Consider the following 18,036-nt stretch of genomic DNA (forward strand, 5'->3'; position numbering starts at 1 on the left):
TTACATACCCAATTTGCTGAAGCGAGGCCAGCTGGTCACGACTCAGTACCCGAATTTCTTGACGACCATAGAGCATTGGAACCACCTGATCCCATCCCGAACTCAGCAGTGAAACGATGCATCGCCGATGGTAGTGTGGGGTTTCCCCATGTGAGAGTAGGTCATCGTCAAGATTAAATTCCGAAACCCCAATTGCGAAAGCAGTTGGGGTTTTGTTTTGGGCGGTCGAAAATGCGACCGCATCTCCCGATGGCTACCATCACCTGCGCGCGACACCCCGACCTCGCGTTCTGAATGATGAAATAACCCGCCGCCAAGGGAAATCGATTCAAAGTGTTTCTGCATTTTTGGTATGGTGCAGCACATTTTCACAAGGATTGATCTGTATCCGCAGGACGCGACGTCGACCTTTCAACGAGATGCTGTAGAAATGCCTGAACCAATACCGATCAAGGACCACGAAAAAGAAAACCGTCTGGTCAACAAGCGTTTGCTCGCCTGCGCACTCCTGGTGATCGGCATCACTTGCGCACTGGTAGGGCGGATGTACTTCCTGCAGGTGGTGCAATACGACTATCACTCCACGATTTCCGAAAACAATCGCGTCCACGTGCTCCCCATAACCCCCACACGTGGCTTGATCTATGACCGCAACGGTGTAGTCCTGGCGGATAACCGACCCAGCTACAACCTGACCATTACCCGCGAACGCACCACCGACCTCAAGGGTGAGCTGGACGCGATCGTCAGTCTGCTGCACCTGCCCGCCGAAGATCGCGCCGTGTTCGACAAAGCGCTCAAGCAGGCTCGCCATCCGTTTGTCCCCGTTACGCTGTTCTACGAGCTGAACGAAGAGCAAATCGCTGTGTTGGCCGTCAACGAGTTCCGTCTACCGGGTGTGGACGTTGAGCCCCAGTTTGTCCGCCATTACCCGTTAGGCGCGCACTTCGCCCACTCCATCGGCTATGTCGGACGAATCAACGAGAAAGAATCCAAAGCCCTCGATTCAGTGGAATACCGTGGCACCCAGTCTATCGGCAAAACCGGCATCGAACGCTTCTACGAGTCTGAGCTGCATGGTCACGTGGGTTATGAAGAAGTCGAAACCAACGCCCAGGGCCGGGTATTGCGTGTGCTCAAGCACACGGACCCGATCCCCGGCAAAAACATCGTCCTGAGCCTCGACGTAAAGCTTCAGGAAGCCGCCGAAGAAGCCTTGGGTGATCGCCGTGGTTCGGTGGTTGCCCTGGACCCGCAAACCGGTGAAGTGCTGGCCATGGTCAGCAAGCCGAGTTTCGATCCGAACCTGTTCGTCACCGGTATCAGCTTCAAGGAATATGCCGCGCTGCATGATTCCATCGATCGACCGCTGTTCAACCGTGTGCTACGCGGGCTGTACGCGCCAGGCTCAACCATCAAGCCTGAGGTGGCCATCGCCGGGCTCGACAGTGGCGTTGTCACCCCACAAACCCGTGTGTTCGATCCGGGGTATTACCAACTGCCGGATTTCGATCACAAATACCGCAACTGGAACCACAGCGGCGACGGCTGGGTAGATATGGACGCCGCCATCATGCGCTCCAACGACACCTACTTCTACGACCTGGCCCACAAGCTCGGCATTGATCGCCTGCATGATTACCTGGCCGAATTCGGCCTGGGGCAGAAGGTGTCTCTGGACATGTTCGAAGAGTCCGCCGGCCTGATGCCTTCTCAAGCCTGGAAGCGCGCGACACGCCGTCAGCCCTGGTTCCCGGGCGAAACCGTGATCCTGGGTATCGGCCAGGGTTATATGCAAGTCACGCCGCTGCAACTGGCCCAAGCCACTGCGCTGATCGCCAACAAGGGTGTATGGAACCGGCCGCACCTGGCCAAGACCATCAATGGCGTGCCACCGGTGGATGAGAACCCGATGCCCAACGTGGTCCTCAAGGACCCGCGTGACTGGGAGCAGGTCAACCACGGCATGCAGTTGGTGATGCACGACCCGCGTGGTATCGCCCGGGCGGCCGCTCAAGGCGCCCAGTATCGTATCGCCGGCAAGAGCGGTACCGCGCAGGTGGTAGCGATCAAACAGGGTGAGCGCTACAACCGCAATAAGACGCTTGAGCGTCATCGCGATAACGCCTTGTTTGTCGGCTTTGCGCCAGCCGAACATCCAAAGATCGTGATCTCAGTAATGATTGAAAACGGTGAGGCCGGTGGTCGTGTGGCAGGCCCCGTGGTGCGCCAGATCATGGATGCCTGGCTGCTCGACCAGGAAGGTCACTTGAAGCCGCAGTATGCGACGCCAGCCAAAGCGCCCGGCGATCCGCACGTTTAAGTCACGCTTCCCATTCGTCCCAGCGCTCCACGGCTTCATAGGTCAGCCAGGGCACATCATGGGCTGTCCAGATATGCGCGGTGGGCCTGGCGCCCGGATCGTCGTCCAGGGTCGCCACCCGCACGATGACGTGGGGCTGGTGCGCGCGTTCGGCGATTAGATGCGAGCCGCAGCGCGAACAGAAGTGGCGCTGTTTGCCCGGCGATGATTCAAACGAGGACAGCCATTGTTCACCGTGCGTCCAGCGAAAGTGCTCGCGCATCACCCCGGCAGTGGCCACAAATGCTGCCGCATGCGCCTTGCGGCAGCTGTCGCAATGGCAGTGGCTGATGGGCATATCCAGGCGCTCCACCTGGTAGCGCACAGCTTTGCATAAGCAACTTCCATTCAACGGTTCAGTCATAACCTAAGGCCAGGTCAAGGATTGGGTCATCATCATCGCGCATAACCCAAAGTTGCGCATTGGTCGATGTCGCCTAGTGTTCAATGGAGGAGGTGACTTATGCACGTATTAGATCGCATCGAACGAAAAGTCCTGCTCAACGCTTCGCGTAAACAGGTCTGGGAAGCGCTCACGAATGCTGACCAATTTGGCGATTGGTTCGGTATCGCCCTCAAGGGAAAAACCTTTGTTGCCGGAGAGACCATCGAAGCGCCGATCACTTACCCCGGCTACGAACATGTGGTGTGGAAGGCCAGGATCGAACGTATTCTGCCGCAAACCCTGTTTTCTTTCTGGTGGCATCCCTTCGCGGTAGAGAACGACGTCGACTACGACAAGGAAGCACCGACGCTGGTGGAGTTCACCGTCGAGGATCGCGCGCCGGGCATTCTGCTGCGGGTGGTCGAGTCGGGTTTCGACAAGGTGCCCGAAGCCAGGCGCCAGAAAGCGTTCAAGATGAACTCCCGTGGCTGGGACGAACAAATGGGCAATATCGAAAGCTATCTGGACAAGGCCCGGCGAGCTTGACGCGAACGGCATCAAAATAGGTGAGATCGCCGTTAACGTGCCGCGTTTTACCGCATGCCGGGTAGAATCACGCCCTGAAAGCGATTCTTGAGGTGCGGTACGGTGGATTTACAGCAGGGGTTTGTCCTGACCCGGCATTGGCGCGACACCCCGGCGGGCACAGAGGTCAGTTTCTGGCTGGCGACTGACCAAGGGCCTCGGTGTATTCGCCTACCCGTACAAACCTCGGTAGTGTTTATTCCCGAGGCCTATCGCAAGCCGCTGGATTGGCTGCTCAAGGGCGAGCGCGATATTGAATTGCGTGCGTTGCAGTTGTGCGATTTCCATCACCGACCGGTCCTGGGGCTCTACGCACGACAGCACCGCCAGGTGATGGACATCGAGAAGCGCCTGCGCGCCGCCGGAGTGGATGTGTACGAAGGCGATGTGCGCCCGCCCGAGCGCTATATGATGGAGCGGTTCATCACCGCCCCTGTCTGGTTCGGCGGTACGCCGGATGCCAGCGGCACGTTGCTCGAGGCGCAGATGAAGCCCGCGCCTGATTACCGGCCGGCCTTGAAGCTGGTCTCTCTGGATATCGAAACCACCGCCCAGGGCGATCTCTATTCCATCGCCCTCGAAGGATGCGGCGAGCGCCAGGTGTACATGCTCGGTCCGCCCAACAAGGCCTGCTCGGTGGATTTCAAGCTCGACTACTGCGACACCCGTGCCCAACTGCTCGAACGCCTCAATCAATGGCTGGCCACCCACGATCCGGATGCGATCATCGGTTGGAACGTGGTGCAGTTCGACCTGCGTGTGCTGCATGAACATGCCCAGCGCCTGAACGTGCAGCTTCTGCTGGGGCGTGGCGGTGAAGCCATGACCTGGCGCGAACACGGCAACCGCAACCATTACTTCGCTGGCGCAGCAGGCCGGCTGATCATCGATGGCATCGAGGCCCTGCGCTCGGCCACGTGGAGTTTCGAGTCGTTCAGCCTGGAGAACGTCGCGCAGACCCTGCTGGGTGAAGGCAAGGACATCTCCACGCCGTACCAGCGAATGGACGAAATCAACCGCATGTTCGCCGAGGACAAGCCCGCACTGGCGCGCTACAACCTCAAGGACTGCGAGTTGGTCACGCGGATTTTCGAGAAGACCGAGCTGCTCAAGTTCCTGCTGGAACGCGCCAGCGTCACCGGGCTGCCGGCCGACCGCAATGGCGGCTCGGTCGCCGCGTTCACCCATCTCTACATGCCGCTGATGCACCGCCAGGGCTTCGTCGCGCCCAACCTCGGCGACAAGCCACCCCAGGCCAGCCCCGGCGGTTTCGTCATGGACTCACGTCCCGGTCTCTATGAGTCGGTGCTGGTGCTGGATTACAAAAGCCTGTACCCGTCGATCATCCGCAGTTTTCTGATCGACCCGGTGGGCTTGATCGAAGGCCTCAAGCATCCCGATGACAGCGACTCGGTGCAAGGCTTTCGCGGTGCGCGGTTCTCCCGTACCCGGCATTGCCTGCCGTCCATCGTCACGCGGGTTTCCGAAGGCCGCGAAGTGGCCAAGCGCGAACACAATGCGCCGTTGTCCCAAGCCCTGAAGATCATCATGAACGCCTTCTACGGCGTGCTCGGCTCCAGCGGTTGTCGGTTCTTCGACACCCGGCTGGCATCCTCGATCACGATGCGCGGGCACCAGATCATGCGTCAGACCCGCGAGCTGGTGGAGGCCCAGGGTTACGAAGTGATTTATGGCGACACCGACTCCACCTTCGTCTGGCTCGGCAGCGCCCACTCTCAGGAAGACGCCAGCCGCATCGGCAAGGCGCTGGTGCAGCACGTCAACGACTGGTGGCGCAGCCATCTGCATACGGAGTACGGTCTGCAAAGCGCCCTAGAGCTGCAATACGAAACCCATTTCAGTCGCTTCCTGATGCCGACCATTCGCGGCGCGGAGGAGGGCAGCAAGAAGCGCTACGCCGGCCTGGTGGTGCGCGAAGATGGCAGCGAAGAGATGGTCTACAAAGGGCTGGAAACCGTGCGCAGTGACTGGTCGCCCCTGGCGCGGCAATTCCAGCAGGCGCTATACCAGCGCATCTTTCATCGCCAGCCGTATCAGGATTATGTGCGCGATTATGTGCGCCGCACCTTGAGCGGCGAACTCGACGAGTTGCTGGTCTACCGCAAGCGCCTGCGCCGACCCTTGCATGACTATGAACGTAACGTGCCGCCCCATGTGCGCGCCGCACGCCTGGCCGACGAATACAACGACCGCCTCGGGCGCCCACGCCAGTACCAGCGCGGCGGCTGGATCAGCTACGTGATCAGTGTCAATGGCCCGCAGCCGCTGGAAGTGCGCCAGGCCCCGATCGACTACGATCATTACGTGACGCGCCAATTGCAGCCTGTGGCTGACGCCATCCTGCCATTCGTGAACGATGATTTTGCCACCCTGGTGGGCGGGCAGATGGGCCTGTTCTAGGCAATCGGCCATAATCCCCGCTACACCTGAAGCTTAGGAGGAACGCCCATGTACACACTCTATGGCACCGACGAATCCGGCTCCTGCATGATCGAGATTGCGCTGCAGCGTTGCGCTGTGCCGTGGCACCGCGTGGACGCCAGCTCCTGGCACGACGGCGAGGGAAGCGAAGCCCTGGCGCGCATCAACCCGCTCAAGCAGATCCCCACCCTGGTCACCCCCGATGGCCAGGTGCTGACCGAAAGCGCCGCCATTCTGATCCACCTGGGCCTTGAGTTTCCCGATGCCAACCTGTTGGCCGGCAACCGCGCGCAGATCCTGCGCGGCCTGCTGTACATCGCAGCCAATTGCTATTCGGCCATCGGCATCATCGACTATCCGCAACGCTGGCTGGGCGACGCTGGTGAAAGCTTGCAAGCGCAGCTGACCACCGGCACGCGGCGCTATCTGCATCAGGCCTGGGTGGTGTTTGCCGATCAGTTTGCCGACCAGCTGTTTACGCCCGACAACCTACCCAATGCACTGGGCATCATGGCGGCGGCGGTGTCGCGCTGGGACGAGGGGCGCGAGGTGCTTCGCAGCCTGGCACCGGGCTTCGCCCAGACCTTGGAGCGCGTGGATGCCGACCCGGTCGTGGCGCCCGTGTTCGCCCGGCATTGGCCGCAATGGCAAGTCTCGTAATCAGAAGAAACAATGCCCCGCCGCCCGCCAATCCCTTGCGGCGTGGGCATCCTGACCTACGCTTCTGGGTGTGGCGTAGGAATCATCCTTGAATTTGACTGTCGCAGACATGAAACTCAAGAACCCTGCATGGAATTCAAAGGAGGTGCGCATGCTCATCCGGTCGCTGACCCTGGCTACCTTGATGGCTTTTACGGGGCCGTTGTTGGCTGCTGATGATAATCCGCTGAAGCTGGAGTTGGGCAAAACCCGCCCTCTGGTGGTGGTGGAACTCGATGCCGGTAACCCGACCCTGGCCACGCTCAGGAAACAACTGGAGGAGCCCGCCACCAAGCAGTCCTTCGAAGAGCGCAGCATGGTGTTCTACACCGTGAAGTTCGGCAGCATCGGCGCCGAAGGCGAGAAGTTCGCCAAGGATCCCAAGGACAGCAAAAAGCTCACCCCGCCAGAAACCAATGCCCTGATCCGCGCCCTCAAGCTCGGTGTTGGCAGCGGCACCAAGGTGATTCTGATCGGCAAGGACGGCGAGAAAAAACTCGAGAAGACCGTGCCGCCCGATAGCCTCGACCTCAAAGAGTTCTTCAGTGCTATCGACCAGATGCCGATGGCCGAGAAAGAAGCCGCTGCCGCGCCAGAACCTGCGCCCCCTGCGCCGGCCAAGGGTGCCAAACCCGCCAAGCCCGGCAACAAGCCCGCGCCGCAACCACTCGACGATTGAACTACATAACCCTGTAGGAGCGAGCTTGCTCGCGAAAAACGCCCAGGCCCCGGGTTTATTCTGGATAAACACAGGGCCCCTGAGTTCTTCGCGAGCAAGCTCGCTCCTACAGTAGGGCAAGCCACTCCACGTTAGTCAGCCGCGCACTTCAGGCTTTGGCGCCTTGCGCACTGGAAACGGAAAGTAGAAGAACCGCAGGAATGCCACCCGCTTGATCACTTCCCCGATCAGCAACGGCACCACCACCGCCACCACAAAGCCCACGCACGCTGCCATGAACGGATGCAGGCCCAGGCGCTCCATCAGGTCGAAGGTCTTGTGCTGGATCTCGCCGTGGAAGATCAACAGGATCAATGTCGACTGGCCGATGTACGTCATCGCCCGCGTCAGCACGCTCGACACCATCAACACCCGTGCAAGCGCCCAGCAAATGTACACGCCGATCACCGCCAGCAGGCTGGTCCACAGCCAGTGGTCGTAGCGGCGCTGCGCCAGGTCCATGGTGTCGTGGCTGTAGATAAATACCGCGGCGAACAGCACCAGCGAAATCAACAGGGTCAGCAGCGAGCCTTCATGCCGACGCAGCCAGTCGCGCAGCAGGTAGCCGTAGATGAAGTAGGTGCTGCTGATCAGGGTCACGTCGAGGCTGAAGGGCAGGCCGGGCAGGGTCCAGGTTTGCTCGCCGACGGTGGCCGGTACTTGCCAGAACCACGGCAGCGTCCAGATGCCGAGCAATAGTTGCGCGCCGACCAGCAGGCAAGCGGCCAGCAGCGGCAGCTTCAGACGCTGGATCAGCCGCAGCATCAACCAACTGAACAGGATCGCCACCCAGAAGTGCGGCAAAAACCACAAAGCCTGCCACGGGATGGTGTCCACGGAGGCGTACAGCACGCCGCCGATATCCGGCAGCAACGGCTGCCCGCGCAGTACATCGCGCACGATCACATACATCAGCATGGTGAAGAAGAACGGCTTGAGCAGGCCATCGGCCTTGCGCCCCGCCATCTCCACGAAAGGCTGCTCGGGCTTGAAAAACACCCCGGACAAAAAGAAGAACAATGGCAGCACGAATGACGCCAGGATCGGGTACATCAAGTCCAGCGAGGTGGCGACAAACCAACTGTGGCCATACACGATAATCAGGATACCAATGCCTTTGGCGATATCCATTTGAATCCAACGATGTTTCATCTGAGTCTTCCCGAACGATCATTCACGCCTTGCGCCACGGCTTCAGCCACAGCCCCATACCCAGCAACACCACGGCGCCTGCCAGGGTGCTCAAGCCCAATTGCAGCCACACGTTTTCGATTCGAAACAGCACCAGCGCCGCCAGCCCCATCAGCACCGCGCTGAGCAGCCATTGTCGCGCCCAGGGCAGGGCGCCTAGCAATGCCTGGCGCTGCATCAGCAGCAGCGCGGTACAGAGCACGCCTGCCAGTGCCGCCAATGGAATGCCGGCAAGGCCAAACGCAAACGGCAGCACGCCCAGCAACAGCACGTTGACCAGGCTGCCGAGCAGCTCGCAGCGCAGTGGCTGGCGCGTATCGCCGGCGGCGTAGGCATAACGCGCGAGCAGGGCGTTCCACGCACCGAAGACCAAAGGCACGGCAAACCCTGCCAGCAACAGCGGCAGCGGCGAGTCCGCCGACTGGGTGGGCAACAGCAGCGCCACCAGGCTCGGTGCCGCCGCCACCAGGCCGACGCCGGCCGGCAAGGTCAGCACGCTGGCGGTTTCCAGGCCGCGCTTGAGCAGGGCCAGGCGTTCATCGCCCTGGCGTCGGCTCATCATGCCCAGCAGCACTTGGTTGAGGCTCATCAGCGCAATCAAGGGCAGATTCATCAGCTTGCGCGCCAGGTTGACCCAGGTCACCGCGCCCTCGCCCAGCAGCGATGCCACCAGCCGCTCGATCAGCGCCAGGCCCTGGCTGGCGCCATTGCTGAGCAACAGTGGGCCGATGCGCTGGCCCAGTTCCCGCAGCGGCGCGAGCGACAGCTGTACACGCCATGGCCGCCAGCCCAGGCGCCAGATCGATGGCAGCAGCGCCAGCGGCATCAAGCCACTGCCGATCAAGCAAGCCAGCGCAAGCATGTGCGGCTGGCTGGCGGTGCCGGCCAGCGCGAGGTAAATCACTGGCGGCAGGTTGAACAGCAGCGAACCCAGCCCCGCCAGCACAAAACGCTCGCTGGCCTGCAATGGCACACTGAACAGCGCATGCAGCAGCAGGCCCGGCACACACCACGCCACAATCTGCAGATTGCTGGCGGCCAGCGCCGTGGCGCTCGCCGCCAGCCCAGGGCCAAGCAGTTGCACCAGCCAGGGCGCCAGAAGCATCAGCAGCAGGCTGGTGAGCAGCGCGATCAGCATCAACGCGGGGAATAGCACCGCCAGCCAGTCCAGGCGTTCGCCGTCCTGGCGTTGCAGGTACAACGGCAGCGCGGCGGCACTCAATACGCCGCCGGCCAGCGACATGCGCAGCGCCTCGGGCAAGAACAGTGCGATGAGGAAGGCATCACTGCGCTCCCCCGCGCCCCAGGCCGCCACCAGCAACCACTCGCGCGCAAACCCCAGGCACAGGCCCAGCAGAGTTGCCACGGTCAGCCATACGGCAGAACCCAGCATCAGGGGCGCGCGCCATCAAGCAGCGGCTTACGAAACACCACCGCCTTGACCTGTGGCAGACGCGCCGGGAACAAGCGGCGCGCCTCCAGTACGTTAATCCCCACCATCAGCCAGAACAGCGCCACCATCACCACGGCAAAACTGAAGTAGTGGTCAAACAAACCGCTGACCAGCGCCGACAGAATCCCGGCCGTGCTGCCCAGCCACAGTGCGTTGTCCTTGGTCAGGCGGATCGGGCCCTTTTCCGGCCGGGCTTCACGCCACCAGCGCACTGTGACCGCGATAAACAACAGCATGCCGACCACGCCGGTCTTGTAGATGAAGTTCAGCCACAGGTTGGAGATCCCCAGCAAGTGCGTGCCCGGTACCGGCGGGTCGACTTTGAAACCGATACCGAACGGGTACGCCGCCACGGCCTGCGGGAACATGCGGTATTCATCGAAACGCACTTCGGTACTGGCGTTGCTCGACGAGAAAATGGTCGCCAGGCGCTCCTGCAACGGTGGATAAGCCATCACCAGCGCCACGGTCAACGCCGCGCCGATCATCAGTAAACGCCCGGTGTAAGGCACACGTCGCGTCGCCAGCCAGATCAGCACCAGCGCCAGGCTGACCATCGCCCCCCGGCTGCTCGCCAGCAGCAACGCCGCCGCCCCCAGGCAGGCCACGCCCAGGCCCAGTGCGCGCTTCCAGCCCTGCTCGGTCATGCCATAGCAGAAGGCCAGAGGCAGCAGCAGCGCCATGATTCCGCCGATGGCATTCGGGTGCATCCACGGCGAGCCCATGCGTGACGACATGGCTTCCAGGCCGAATTTCAACGTGTCGAAATTGCCGTAGTTGAGCAGCGCCAGGATCGGCGCAATCCCCGCCCCGGAGCGCGTGCGTACGAATACTGCGATCGACATCACCAGCATCGCCAACGTCCCAAGCAGCAGGGCGATCACCAGGCTTTCGCGGTGCTTGTAGTCCACCAGCAGCTTGGCCGCGAGAAACACCCCCGACAGGTTCAGCAGCCAGCGCAGCCAGTTGGCCACACCGCTGCTTTCGGCGTGGATGCTGACCTGGCCGACGATAAACGGGAACACGCTGAACAGCATCAGCCACAACAGCATCTGGTCGGTGGGACGGCGTGCCAGGCGCGGTGCATCCGGCAGGCGTGACAGAAAGCTGTGCCACAGCACCGCGCCCCAGGTCAGCGCCAGAATCGCTTCGCTCACCGTACTGCGAATGCCCAGATTGAGCGTGGAGTAGGGCATGAAGGTCGCAACCAGGGCGAACAGCAGCAAGCCCCAGAAGGGAAAGCGCAGGATGGTCACGGCCGCCGCCAGCCCGATCACGGCAAGAAAGGCCTTGGCCGGTGACAGCGCGAGGGCGACCACGCCAAACAGCACGCCGAGAAGGATGGCGACGAGGCTTGCCAGGGAGAGTCTCATTTCAGTTCCTCGATCAGTTCGGCCAGGCGTCGGCGATAGGCGTGTTGGTTAAAGCGTTCGGCCCATTGGCGGTGTTGTTCGGGCGGGGCTTCATCGGCGCGCTCGGCCAGGTTCAGCATCAGCTGTACCAGCGCGGGGCCATCGGTGGGCGAAAAGCGCGGTGCCGACGGCGGGGTGATTTCGTCCAGCGAGGTGCCGCTGGCCACGGCTACCGGGGTGCCGACGCTCAGCGCTTCAATCACCGGCAAACCGAAACCTTCAGCGTAGGACGGTTGCCACACACGTGACGCCTGGCGGTACAGCCCCTGCAGCTCGGCGTCGGAAACGCCACTCAGCGCGCGAATGCCCGGCAGCGTACGCTGGGCTTCAGGCAAGTGCTCAAGGCTGCCCACCAGGACCAGTTCCGGCACGCCGGGAGATTGGCGCCGCGCCTGTTGCCAGGCATCCACCAGGAACGGCACGTTCTTGCGCAGTTCACGGGTGCCGACCAGCAGCCAGAAACCTGTGGGCAATTGGCGCGCGGACAGGTCCGCCGCAGGTTCGTTGAAGCCCTCCACCTGATTGGGCAGTACGCGAACCTTGCCCGCCGCCTGGGGAAACAACCGCACGGTTTCGTCGGCGCTGTACTGCGAAGGCGTCCACACCCGGTCAGCACTGCGCACTGCGTAGGCGATCGACAGGCGATCGGTGGTCTTGTACACCAACGCCTTCAGGCGGCTGGCGTGGTAGTTGTCCAGCGTGATCTGGAACAGGTCGTGCAGCAGCACCACGGTACGCAAGCCCTTGGGCTTGGGCGGTAGTGGCAGGCCCATATTGAAGGTGCTGATGTAGAGGTCGATGTGCTGTTCACGCAGGGCGCGGGGTAAAAAACCGGCTTCGAAACGCAGGCGATTGTGTGGTTGGTGCATCGCCGTTTTCGCGCAGCCCCAGGCCGGGCAGTGTGCCCGCAGGCGAGTCTCATCGCCCAGGGGCGCCACGGTAAACCGCTCCAGTTCGATGTCCGGCAAGCTGCGCAGCGCGCTTTCCAGCGCATACACCTGGCGGCTGATGCCGGACTGCGGTGAGGTGCCGACGGTGCGGTAATCCAGGCCTACACGCATGCGGGCTCCTTTTGATTGAGCGGCGAGAGGCTGGCGTACACCTGCTCCAGTTGGCTGGCGGCAACGCTCCAGTCGTGAGCGCGGCGCACATAGGCACGCCCGGCTTCACCCATCGGTGTGGCGGTTTCAGGAAATTGCAGCAGGCGCACCACGGCGTCCGCCAGGCCGACGGCGGTTTGCCCGCCGAGGTAGTCCTGGCCATCCACCAGGTCCAGGCCCGACACGCCCTGTTCAGTACTGGCCAGCGGCAGGCCGGCAGCCAGCGCTTCGAGCACCTTGAGCTTGGATCCGCCGCCATGGCGCAGCGGTGCGAGAAACACCGAGCAGGTCGATTGCAGGTTCAACAGGTTCGGCACAAAGCCTTGCCACTCGATGCGCGGGTCCTGCCAGCGTTCGCGCCAACTGCCGGGCATGCCGAAGCCGCACACACTCATGCGCGCTTCGGGGCAACGCTCCCAGACTTTGGGCAGGATTTCATCCAGGGCCCACTCGATGGCGTCCACATTGGGCGCGTATTCATAATTGCCCAGGAACAGCACGCGGCGGGTCGAAGGGTCAGGGCGAGCACCGGCGAAGTGGTCGCAGTCCACGCCATTGACCACCACCGGCACCGGTTTGCCGGCAATCTTTTCCAGCACCTGCGCATCGCTGTCGGTCACCGCCACCACCTGAGTGGCCTGGCGCATCACGCGCCGCTCCCAGCGCATGTAGCGCCATTGATCATAGCGAATGAACGGCAGCGCCCAACGTGGCAAGCGGTCGTAGGTCGCCGCGCCGAGGGCCGACTCAACGTTATGCTCGGTCAGCACGAAGGGTTGGGATTTGCGCGCCAAGGCATCTTCATAAGGCTCAAAGGTGTAAGTGTGCTCGATCTGCACCACGTCCCAGTGTTCGTTGAGCAATTGATTGAACGTGTCCTGCAGCGCCCCCGACAGACCATTCACGCTGGCCAGCAACGGGTAAGGCGCAAACAGCCCGGCCACCAGGGTTTTCACACTGCGCAGTGGGCGGCGAGGCAGGATGATCAACTCCTCCAGAAACGCTTCCAGTACCTGGCGATCGGTCAGCGACACCGGGTGCTTGTCATGCAGCAGTAAGGTGATCCGGTGCCCACGCGCCGCCAGGCTGCGCAGCAGGTGGAACTGGCGCGTCTTGCCGCCGCTGGTGGCGGGCCAGGGCGAGTAGGGCAGGATCCATAAAATGCGCATGGCGGGCTTCAATCCCATAACAGAATTTGCAGGTTCGACTTGACCGGTACAGTCAATCCGTGGGTGCCGCTCACCGGTGTTTGCGTGCCACGCAACGGGTCGTACAGCGTGGCGCTGGCGAGGCCCGGCAAGTGCGCGTTGCCGCCACGCGCCGACCAGAAAAACCACAGCTTGCGGCCATCGGCGCGGGTCCAGCCGATACTGAACAGGCCGTCGGGCAATTGGTCGGCGGTGGGCGGGTCGCCGGGGGTCAGTTGTGGCCCACTGACGTCGAGGAAATTTTTCAAGGCGGTGTAGACCGGCTTGGGCTTGGCGTCGATATCGAGCAAGCCGTAGGCGCGGTCGCGCACGCTGGCGCGCTGGTCGAGGTCGCTCAGGGTGAACAGAAAAATCTTGTCGAAATCCAATGCGCTCATCAGCGCCAGGCGGCGTATCACGTAGTCGGCCTGGCCCTGTTGGGTGATGATGTCCTGGGCTTCCTTGGGCCCGGTGTAGTTCGACCAGCCCCATTCGGTGCTCCACAGGGTTTTCACGCCGCTGGCGCGCAGCTTCTGGTTCAAGGAGCTGGTCTTGGCGACGAAGTCGAGGTTGGCCGGGTCGTTGCCTTCGGGCAGTTGGGTGTAAGGGTGATAGGACATCACCGTATTCAGGCTTGGCACACCCAGGGCATCAAGGCCGTCGAGCATGGTCTGGCCGTTGGGCATTTCGCTGAAAAACGCCATGCCGGCTGCCACCACCGGTTTGTTCGGGTTGACCGCGCGCAGTGCGGCGGCGGTGGTGCTCAGCAGCCTGGCATAACCGGCCGGGTCAGCCGCCGGGCGCCAGAAGCCCAGCAGGTTTGGCTCGTTCCACACTTGCCAGGCGTCGACGCTGGGGTAGCGCTGGGCCAACAGCGCCATGCGGATTGCAAATACGTTCGGATCCTGCGGCGGGTACTGGTCCTGATAGGGTGCACCCGCCGGCGCGGTGGTGATAAACGGCGCCGAGCCGACCAGGTAGAACACCGACTTGAGCTGGTTGTCTTTGAGCTTGGTAACTAACTCATCCAGGGTCGCTACCTGGTATTGGTCGGCGGCCGGCTCCAGCCGATCCCAATGCAGGTCCAGGCGCACCCATTCCAGGCCCAGTTCCTTGAGGCGGTCGATCTGCAGTTGGTAACGCTCGGGGCTGAACCACAGGAACTGCGCATTCACCCCAAGGAAGTCCTTCCACACCACCACCTTGTTGCCCTTGAGTACATGGTTCTCGGCGTCGGCCGGGCGCCCCCAGATAAAGGCAGTCAGGCCCAGGGCCGCAATCAGCGCAAGGGTGGCGAAGTAGGTCCGTTTACGCGCCATACGGGGCTCCCGCGATAGCCTGTTCGAACAGCTGCTTGAAGCGCTGCGCGGTGAGCGGCCAAAGGCGTTCGCGGCCGATGACTGCGGCGCGTTCGGCCCAGTCCTGGGCCAATGCTGGTGTACGGGCCAGGCGCAGCAATTGCTCGCCTAGCGCGGTCACATCGCCTTCGGGGAAGATCGCGCCGTTACCGCTGGCGACTTCTTCGGCAAATGCACGGGCATCGGAGGTAATCGCCCCGCGCCCGCACGCGGCGGCCCAGGACAACGCACCACTGGTGCCGCGCTGGCGGCCGAGCAGGCCGAGTTTTTTCGATTCACGATACGGCAGCACCATCACATGGTGGGCCTGGATCGTCTGGGCAATTTCGTCGGCCGGCAGATTCAGCCGCCAGTCGATGGAGCCCGCCAGGCCGAGGTCGGCGATCTGGCGGTTCAATTGCTCCAGGTAATTGCCGCCTGCGCCAAACGCCATTTCGGCGGCAGTGCCACCGGCCAGGGTCAGGCGCACACGGTCACGCAATTGAGGGGCTTGCTTGAAGACGGCGGCCAGGGCCTGCAACAGGTCTTCAATGCCTTTGCCACGGTAGATAAAACCGAAGTACAGCAGGTGCAGCGTGTCCAGCGGAGGCAGTGCCACGGCTGCAATGGCCAGGTTGGCGTGGTTGATCACCGCCACTTTGCCGGCGGGCAGTTGCATGCGCTGGCTGAGGCAGTCGGCGCCCAGGCGGGTGAGGGTGATCAGCCTTGTCAGGCCGCCGGCGACATGGCGTTCTTCGCGCAGGGTCAATGGGTCTGCCAGCACCACCGCCGCCTGCGGCAACGGGCTGGGCAGGCGCTCAAGCAGGTTGAGCGGGAAGGGCAACCGCTCGCGCCGCCACACGATGCGCTCGGGGTCGTGCACGGTGGCCGTCAGCGGCAGCTTCGGGTAGGCCTTACGCAACTCGCGCAAGGCCAGGAACTCTCCCAGGCGCCCGCCGCCCAGCTCGGCGTGGACCAGGTCCACGCTGCGCCAGTCGAATGCGGCGATGGCCTGCTTGATCGCCGCGCTCGAGCCTTCCACGCCATTCAACGGTGTCACCACCGTCACGCCCAACTGCTCCAATGCCGTCTTGAAATGGTTCGCGTAATCGGCGATCCCATTCTTTTCCGGTGGCAAAGGCGCGAGCAGGGCGATGCGCATCAGAACGCCCCCCGGTATTTGGCGATGGTCTGCAGCACCTTGGCCGGCACTTCGAATTTACGCCGGTTGATGATGATGCCATCGACTTTGCCGAAGGCAGTGTTGAGGATCGACAGCGCATGCTCCACCACCGGCACCGTGCTCTTCTGGGCTTCTACCACCAGCGCGATCAGGTCGGCGCGGCGCAGGGTGACGAACGCATCACGGTTGTCCAGCAGCGCCGAGGCATCCAGCAGCACCACTTCGCCCGGCTCGGCGGGTGCCGCTCCGCCGACGCGCACGGTGATGCCGTTTTCCTGGAGCAATTGGCGCAGTTGTTCCACCACGAAGGTCACCCCTTCACCGTGGCGCGCCGAGGTCAGCCCGAGGGTCAGGCCGCGTTCGGCCACGCGGTCCAGCTGCAGCAGGCCGTACAGCCGGTAGATGCTCGCATTGAACGCATTGGTGCCTTGCGCGGTGCTGGTGTCCAGCTCCGGCAGGGTGGTCCACAGCGGCAGGCCGAACTTGCGTTCCACCAGGCCGCCATCATGAATGCGCTGGTCGAGCAGGTAGCACAGGTAGATCACCAGCAGCCCAACGACGATGGCAAACGGAATTGCCAGTAACAGCATCAGCAGGGTTTTCGGGAAAATACGCCCTGGGTTCAGGGTGGCTTCCTCGATCACTGCGATGTTGCTGATCTGGCTGTTATCCAGCTCACGGTCGATACGCGATTTTTCCAGGTTGTCCACGTACAGCGCGTAGTTGCGCTCGGTGGCACTCAGTTCACGGGACAGGCGCGCCAGCTCCGGTTCAATCTCCAGGGCCTCCTTGCGTTGCGCTTCGAGGTTGACCAGTTGCTTCTGCTGTTGCACCAGCTGGGTACGCAATGCCAGGTTGTTGCTGGACTCATCGAGCAGCACCCGCTGCAAGTGGATTTCCAGGGTATTCGGCGCACGGTTTTCCGAGCTTTGCACGGTGTTGCTTTCACCGGCGACCTGGGCCTGCATCGCCCGGATCGACGCATCCAGCGCTTTGACCGGCGGCGCGTTATCGGTGTAGGTGCGCATCATGTCGGCTTTTTCCAGCAGCTTCTGGTTAAGCAGACGACGCAAATCCTGTTGCTGCGGGTTCAGCGCAATCTGGCGAACCGTGGTCACTTCCTTGGGCTGGGTCTTGAGCTGGGTACGCGTGCTCTCAAGGGCGCTGTCCGAAGAGGCGATCAAGCGCGTGGTGTTGAAGGTCTCGCCGCGCAACACGTTGATGCGCTCGGACAAGTCTTCCAGGCGATCGGTGATGCTCGCCGCGCCGATCTGGTTCAAGTGGGCAAGGATCTGCTCCTTGTAGCTCTTGATTTCGGTGGCGCTGTTGGACACCTGGCCTTCATAGAAGGCGTACAGGCTCTTGCGCCCCAGGGCCTGGGTGCGTTCGTTGATGTAGGTTTCCACCCAACTCTTGACCACCGCCTGGGCGATCTCGGGGTCGCTCCACTTGAAGCTGATGTCCATCACCGTGGACCCCGCCGCGTGGCTGACTTCGAAGTTCTTCTCAAGGCTTGCGGCCAGGCGCTCCACCGGCGTGGTCTGTTCAATGACGCCCACGGTTTCCAGCACCACGCGCACCCCGTCGAACACTGCGCCGATGCCGTTTTTGACGTAGTACTTGGTGCGTTTCCAGATGCCTTCCGGCGGCGGCATTTTGTCGATGACTTCCAGGTAATGCTCAGCCACCGCTCGCACGATCGGGCGACCGGTCAGCAGGCGTTCCTCATCGACAATCGGGTCGCGCTGGGTGCTGGGCATGACCAGCGCCTGACGGTTGCTGATCTCGATCGGCAGCGTTGAATCACGCCCCGGCTTGACCAGCAGGCGCGCGGTGGATTCGTACTTGGCGGGCAGCAGGAAGGCCCCCAGCAGAATGATCACCAGCGCCGCGATGGCCGCCAGCTTGAACTCATGCCGGAAGATGAAGAACAGGCGCAGAAGATCGCGAAAAGAACGGATCTCGATCATGGGATGTCGCTC

14 protein-coding genes and 1 rRNA gene are annotated in these 18,036 nt (G+C 62.3%); 6 read left to right on the top strand and 9 right to left on the bottom strand.

What is annotated here, in order from left to right; all coding sequences use genetic code 11:
* Positions 1-57 precede the first annotated feature (57 nt).
* Together rrf and mrdA are read left to right on the top strand one after the other, a co-directional pair.
* Positions 58-173: ribosomal RNA gene (rrf, locus tag C4J94_RS09595) — 5S ribosomal RNA — on the top strand.
* A gap of 257 nt (positions 174-430) precedes the next feature.
* Complete coding sequence (gene mrdA / locus C4J94_RS09600; RefSeq protein ID WP_124385924.1) at positions 431-2,323, top strand: penicillin-binding protein 2; 1,893 nt, start codon at positions 431-433, stop codon at positions 2,321-2,323.
* Between the two features lies 1 nt (position 2,324).
* Here the strand turns inward: mrdA and C4J94_RS09605 are convergent, their stop codons facing one another.
* Positions 2,325-2,726 carry a GFA family protein gene (locus C4J94_RS09605; RefSeq protein ID WP_124385925.1) on the bottom strand — a complete coding sequence of 134 codons (402 nt, stop codon included), beginning with the start codon at positions 2,724-2,726 and terminating at the stop codon, positions 2,325-2,327.
* A 99-nt stretch (positions 2,727-2,825) separates the two neighbouring features.
* Here C4J94_RS09605 and C4J94_RS09610 point away from each other — a divergent pair, with 99 nt between their 5' ends.
* From C4J94_RS09610 to C4J94_RS09625, 4 genes are all read left to right on the top strand, one after another.
* Complete coding sequence (locus C4J94_RS09610) at positions 2,826-3,293, top strand: SRPBCC family protein (protein ID WP_124385926.1); 468 nt, start codon at positions 2,826-2,828, stop codon at positions 3,291-3,293.
* A gap of 102 nt (positions 3,294-3,395) precedes the next feature.
* On the top strand, positions 3,396-5,753 hold the full coding sequence (locus tag C4J94_RS09615; protein WP_124385927.1) for a DNA polymerase II: 2,358 nt from the start codon (positions 3,396-3,398) through the stop codon (positions 5,751-5,753).
* Positions 5,754-5,801: 48 nt separating this feature from the next.
* Positions 5,802-6,434, top strand: coding sequence for a glutathione S-transferase N-terminal domain-containing protein (locus C4J94_RS09620; RefSeq protein WP_124385928.1), 633 nt, complete (start codon positions 5,802-5,804; stop codon positions 6,432-6,434).
* Positions 6,435-6,585: 151 nt separating this feature from the next.
* Positions 6,586-7,152: a DUF4174 domain-containing protein gene (locus tag C4J94_RS09625; protein ID WP_124385929.1), complete on the top strand. Its 567-nt coding sequence runs from the start codon at positions 6,586-6,588 to the stop codon at positions 7,150-7,152.
* Between the two features lie 135 nt (positions 7,153-7,287).
* On the opposite strand, the gene C4J94_RS09630 is transcribed toward C4J94_RS09625, so the two are convergent.
* Genes C4J94_RS09630 through C4J94_RS09665 form a run of 8 tightly spaced genes read right to left on the bottom strand, consistent with a single transcriptional unit; the run spans position 7,288 to position 18,024 of the window.
* Complete coding sequence (locus C4J94_RS09630) at positions 7,288-8,343, bottom strand: acyltransferase family protein (protein WP_124385930.1); 1,056 nt, start codon at positions 8,341-8,343, stop codon at positions 7,288-7,290.
* A gap of 22 nt (positions 8,344-8,365) precedes the next feature.
* The gene (murJ, locus tag C4J94_RS09635) at positions 8,366-9,775 is read right to left on the bottom strand and encodes a murein biosynthesis integral membrane protein MurJ (protein WP_124385931.1); all 1,410 of its coding nucleotides are present in this window, start codon (positions 9,773-9,775) and stop codon (positions 8,366-8,368) included.
* The gene (locus C4J94_RS09640) at positions 9,775-11,208 is read right to left on the bottom strand and encodes an O-antigen ligase (RefSeq protein WP_124385932.1); all 1,434 of its coding nucleotides are present in this window, start codon (positions 11,206-11,208) and stop codon (positions 9,775-9,777) included. The genes murJ and C4J94_RS09640 overlap by 1 nt, the downstream gene beginning before the upstream one ends.
* Positions 11,205-12,308 carry a glycosyltransferase family 1 protein gene (locus C4J94_RS09645; protein ID WP_124385933.1) on the bottom strand — a complete coding sequence of 368 codons (1,104 nt, stop codon included), beginning with the start codon at positions 12,306-12,308 and terminating at the stop codon, positions 11,205-11,207. Before C4J94_RS09645 ends, C4J94_RS09640 begins: the two co-directional genes overlap by 4 nt.
* Positions 12,299-13,516, bottom strand: a complete 1,218-nt coding sequence (locus C4J94_RS09650; RefSeq protein WP_124385934.1) for a glycosyltransferase family 4 protein — start codon at positions 13,514-13,516, stop codon at positions 12,299-12,301. The genes C4J94_RS09645 and C4J94_RS09650 overlap by 10 nt, the downstream gene beginning before the upstream one ends.
* Before the next feature lie 8 nt (positions 13,517-13,524).
* On the bottom strand, positions 13,525-14,853 hold the full coding sequence (locus C4J94_RS09655) for a cellulase family glycosylhydrolase (RefSeq protein ID WP_124385935.1): 1,329 nt from the start codon (positions 14,851-14,853) through the stop codon (positions 13,525-13,527).
* Positions 14,843-16,033: a glycosyltransferase gene (locus C4J94_RS09660; protein WP_124385936.1), complete on the bottom strand. Its 1,191-nt coding sequence runs from the start codon at positions 16,031-16,033 to the stop codon at positions 14,843-14,845. The genes C4J94_RS09655 and C4J94_RS09660 overlap by 11 nt, the downstream gene beginning before the upstream one ends.
* Entirely contained in the window at positions 16,033-18,024 is a 1,992-nt protein-coding gene (locus C4J94_RS09665) for an exopolysaccharide transport family protein (RefSeq protein WP_124385937.1), read from the bottom strand. The genes C4J94_RS09660 and C4J94_RS09665 overlap by 1 nt, the downstream gene beginning before the upstream one ends.
* Between the last annotated feature and the right edge of the window lie 12 nt (positions 18,025-18,036).

The organism is Pseudomonas sp. R5-89-07 (genome assembly GCF_003851685.1).
Taxonomy (GTDB): domain Bacteria; phylum Pseudomonadota; class Gammaproteobacteria; order Pseudomonadales; family Pseudomonadaceae; genus Aquipseudomonas.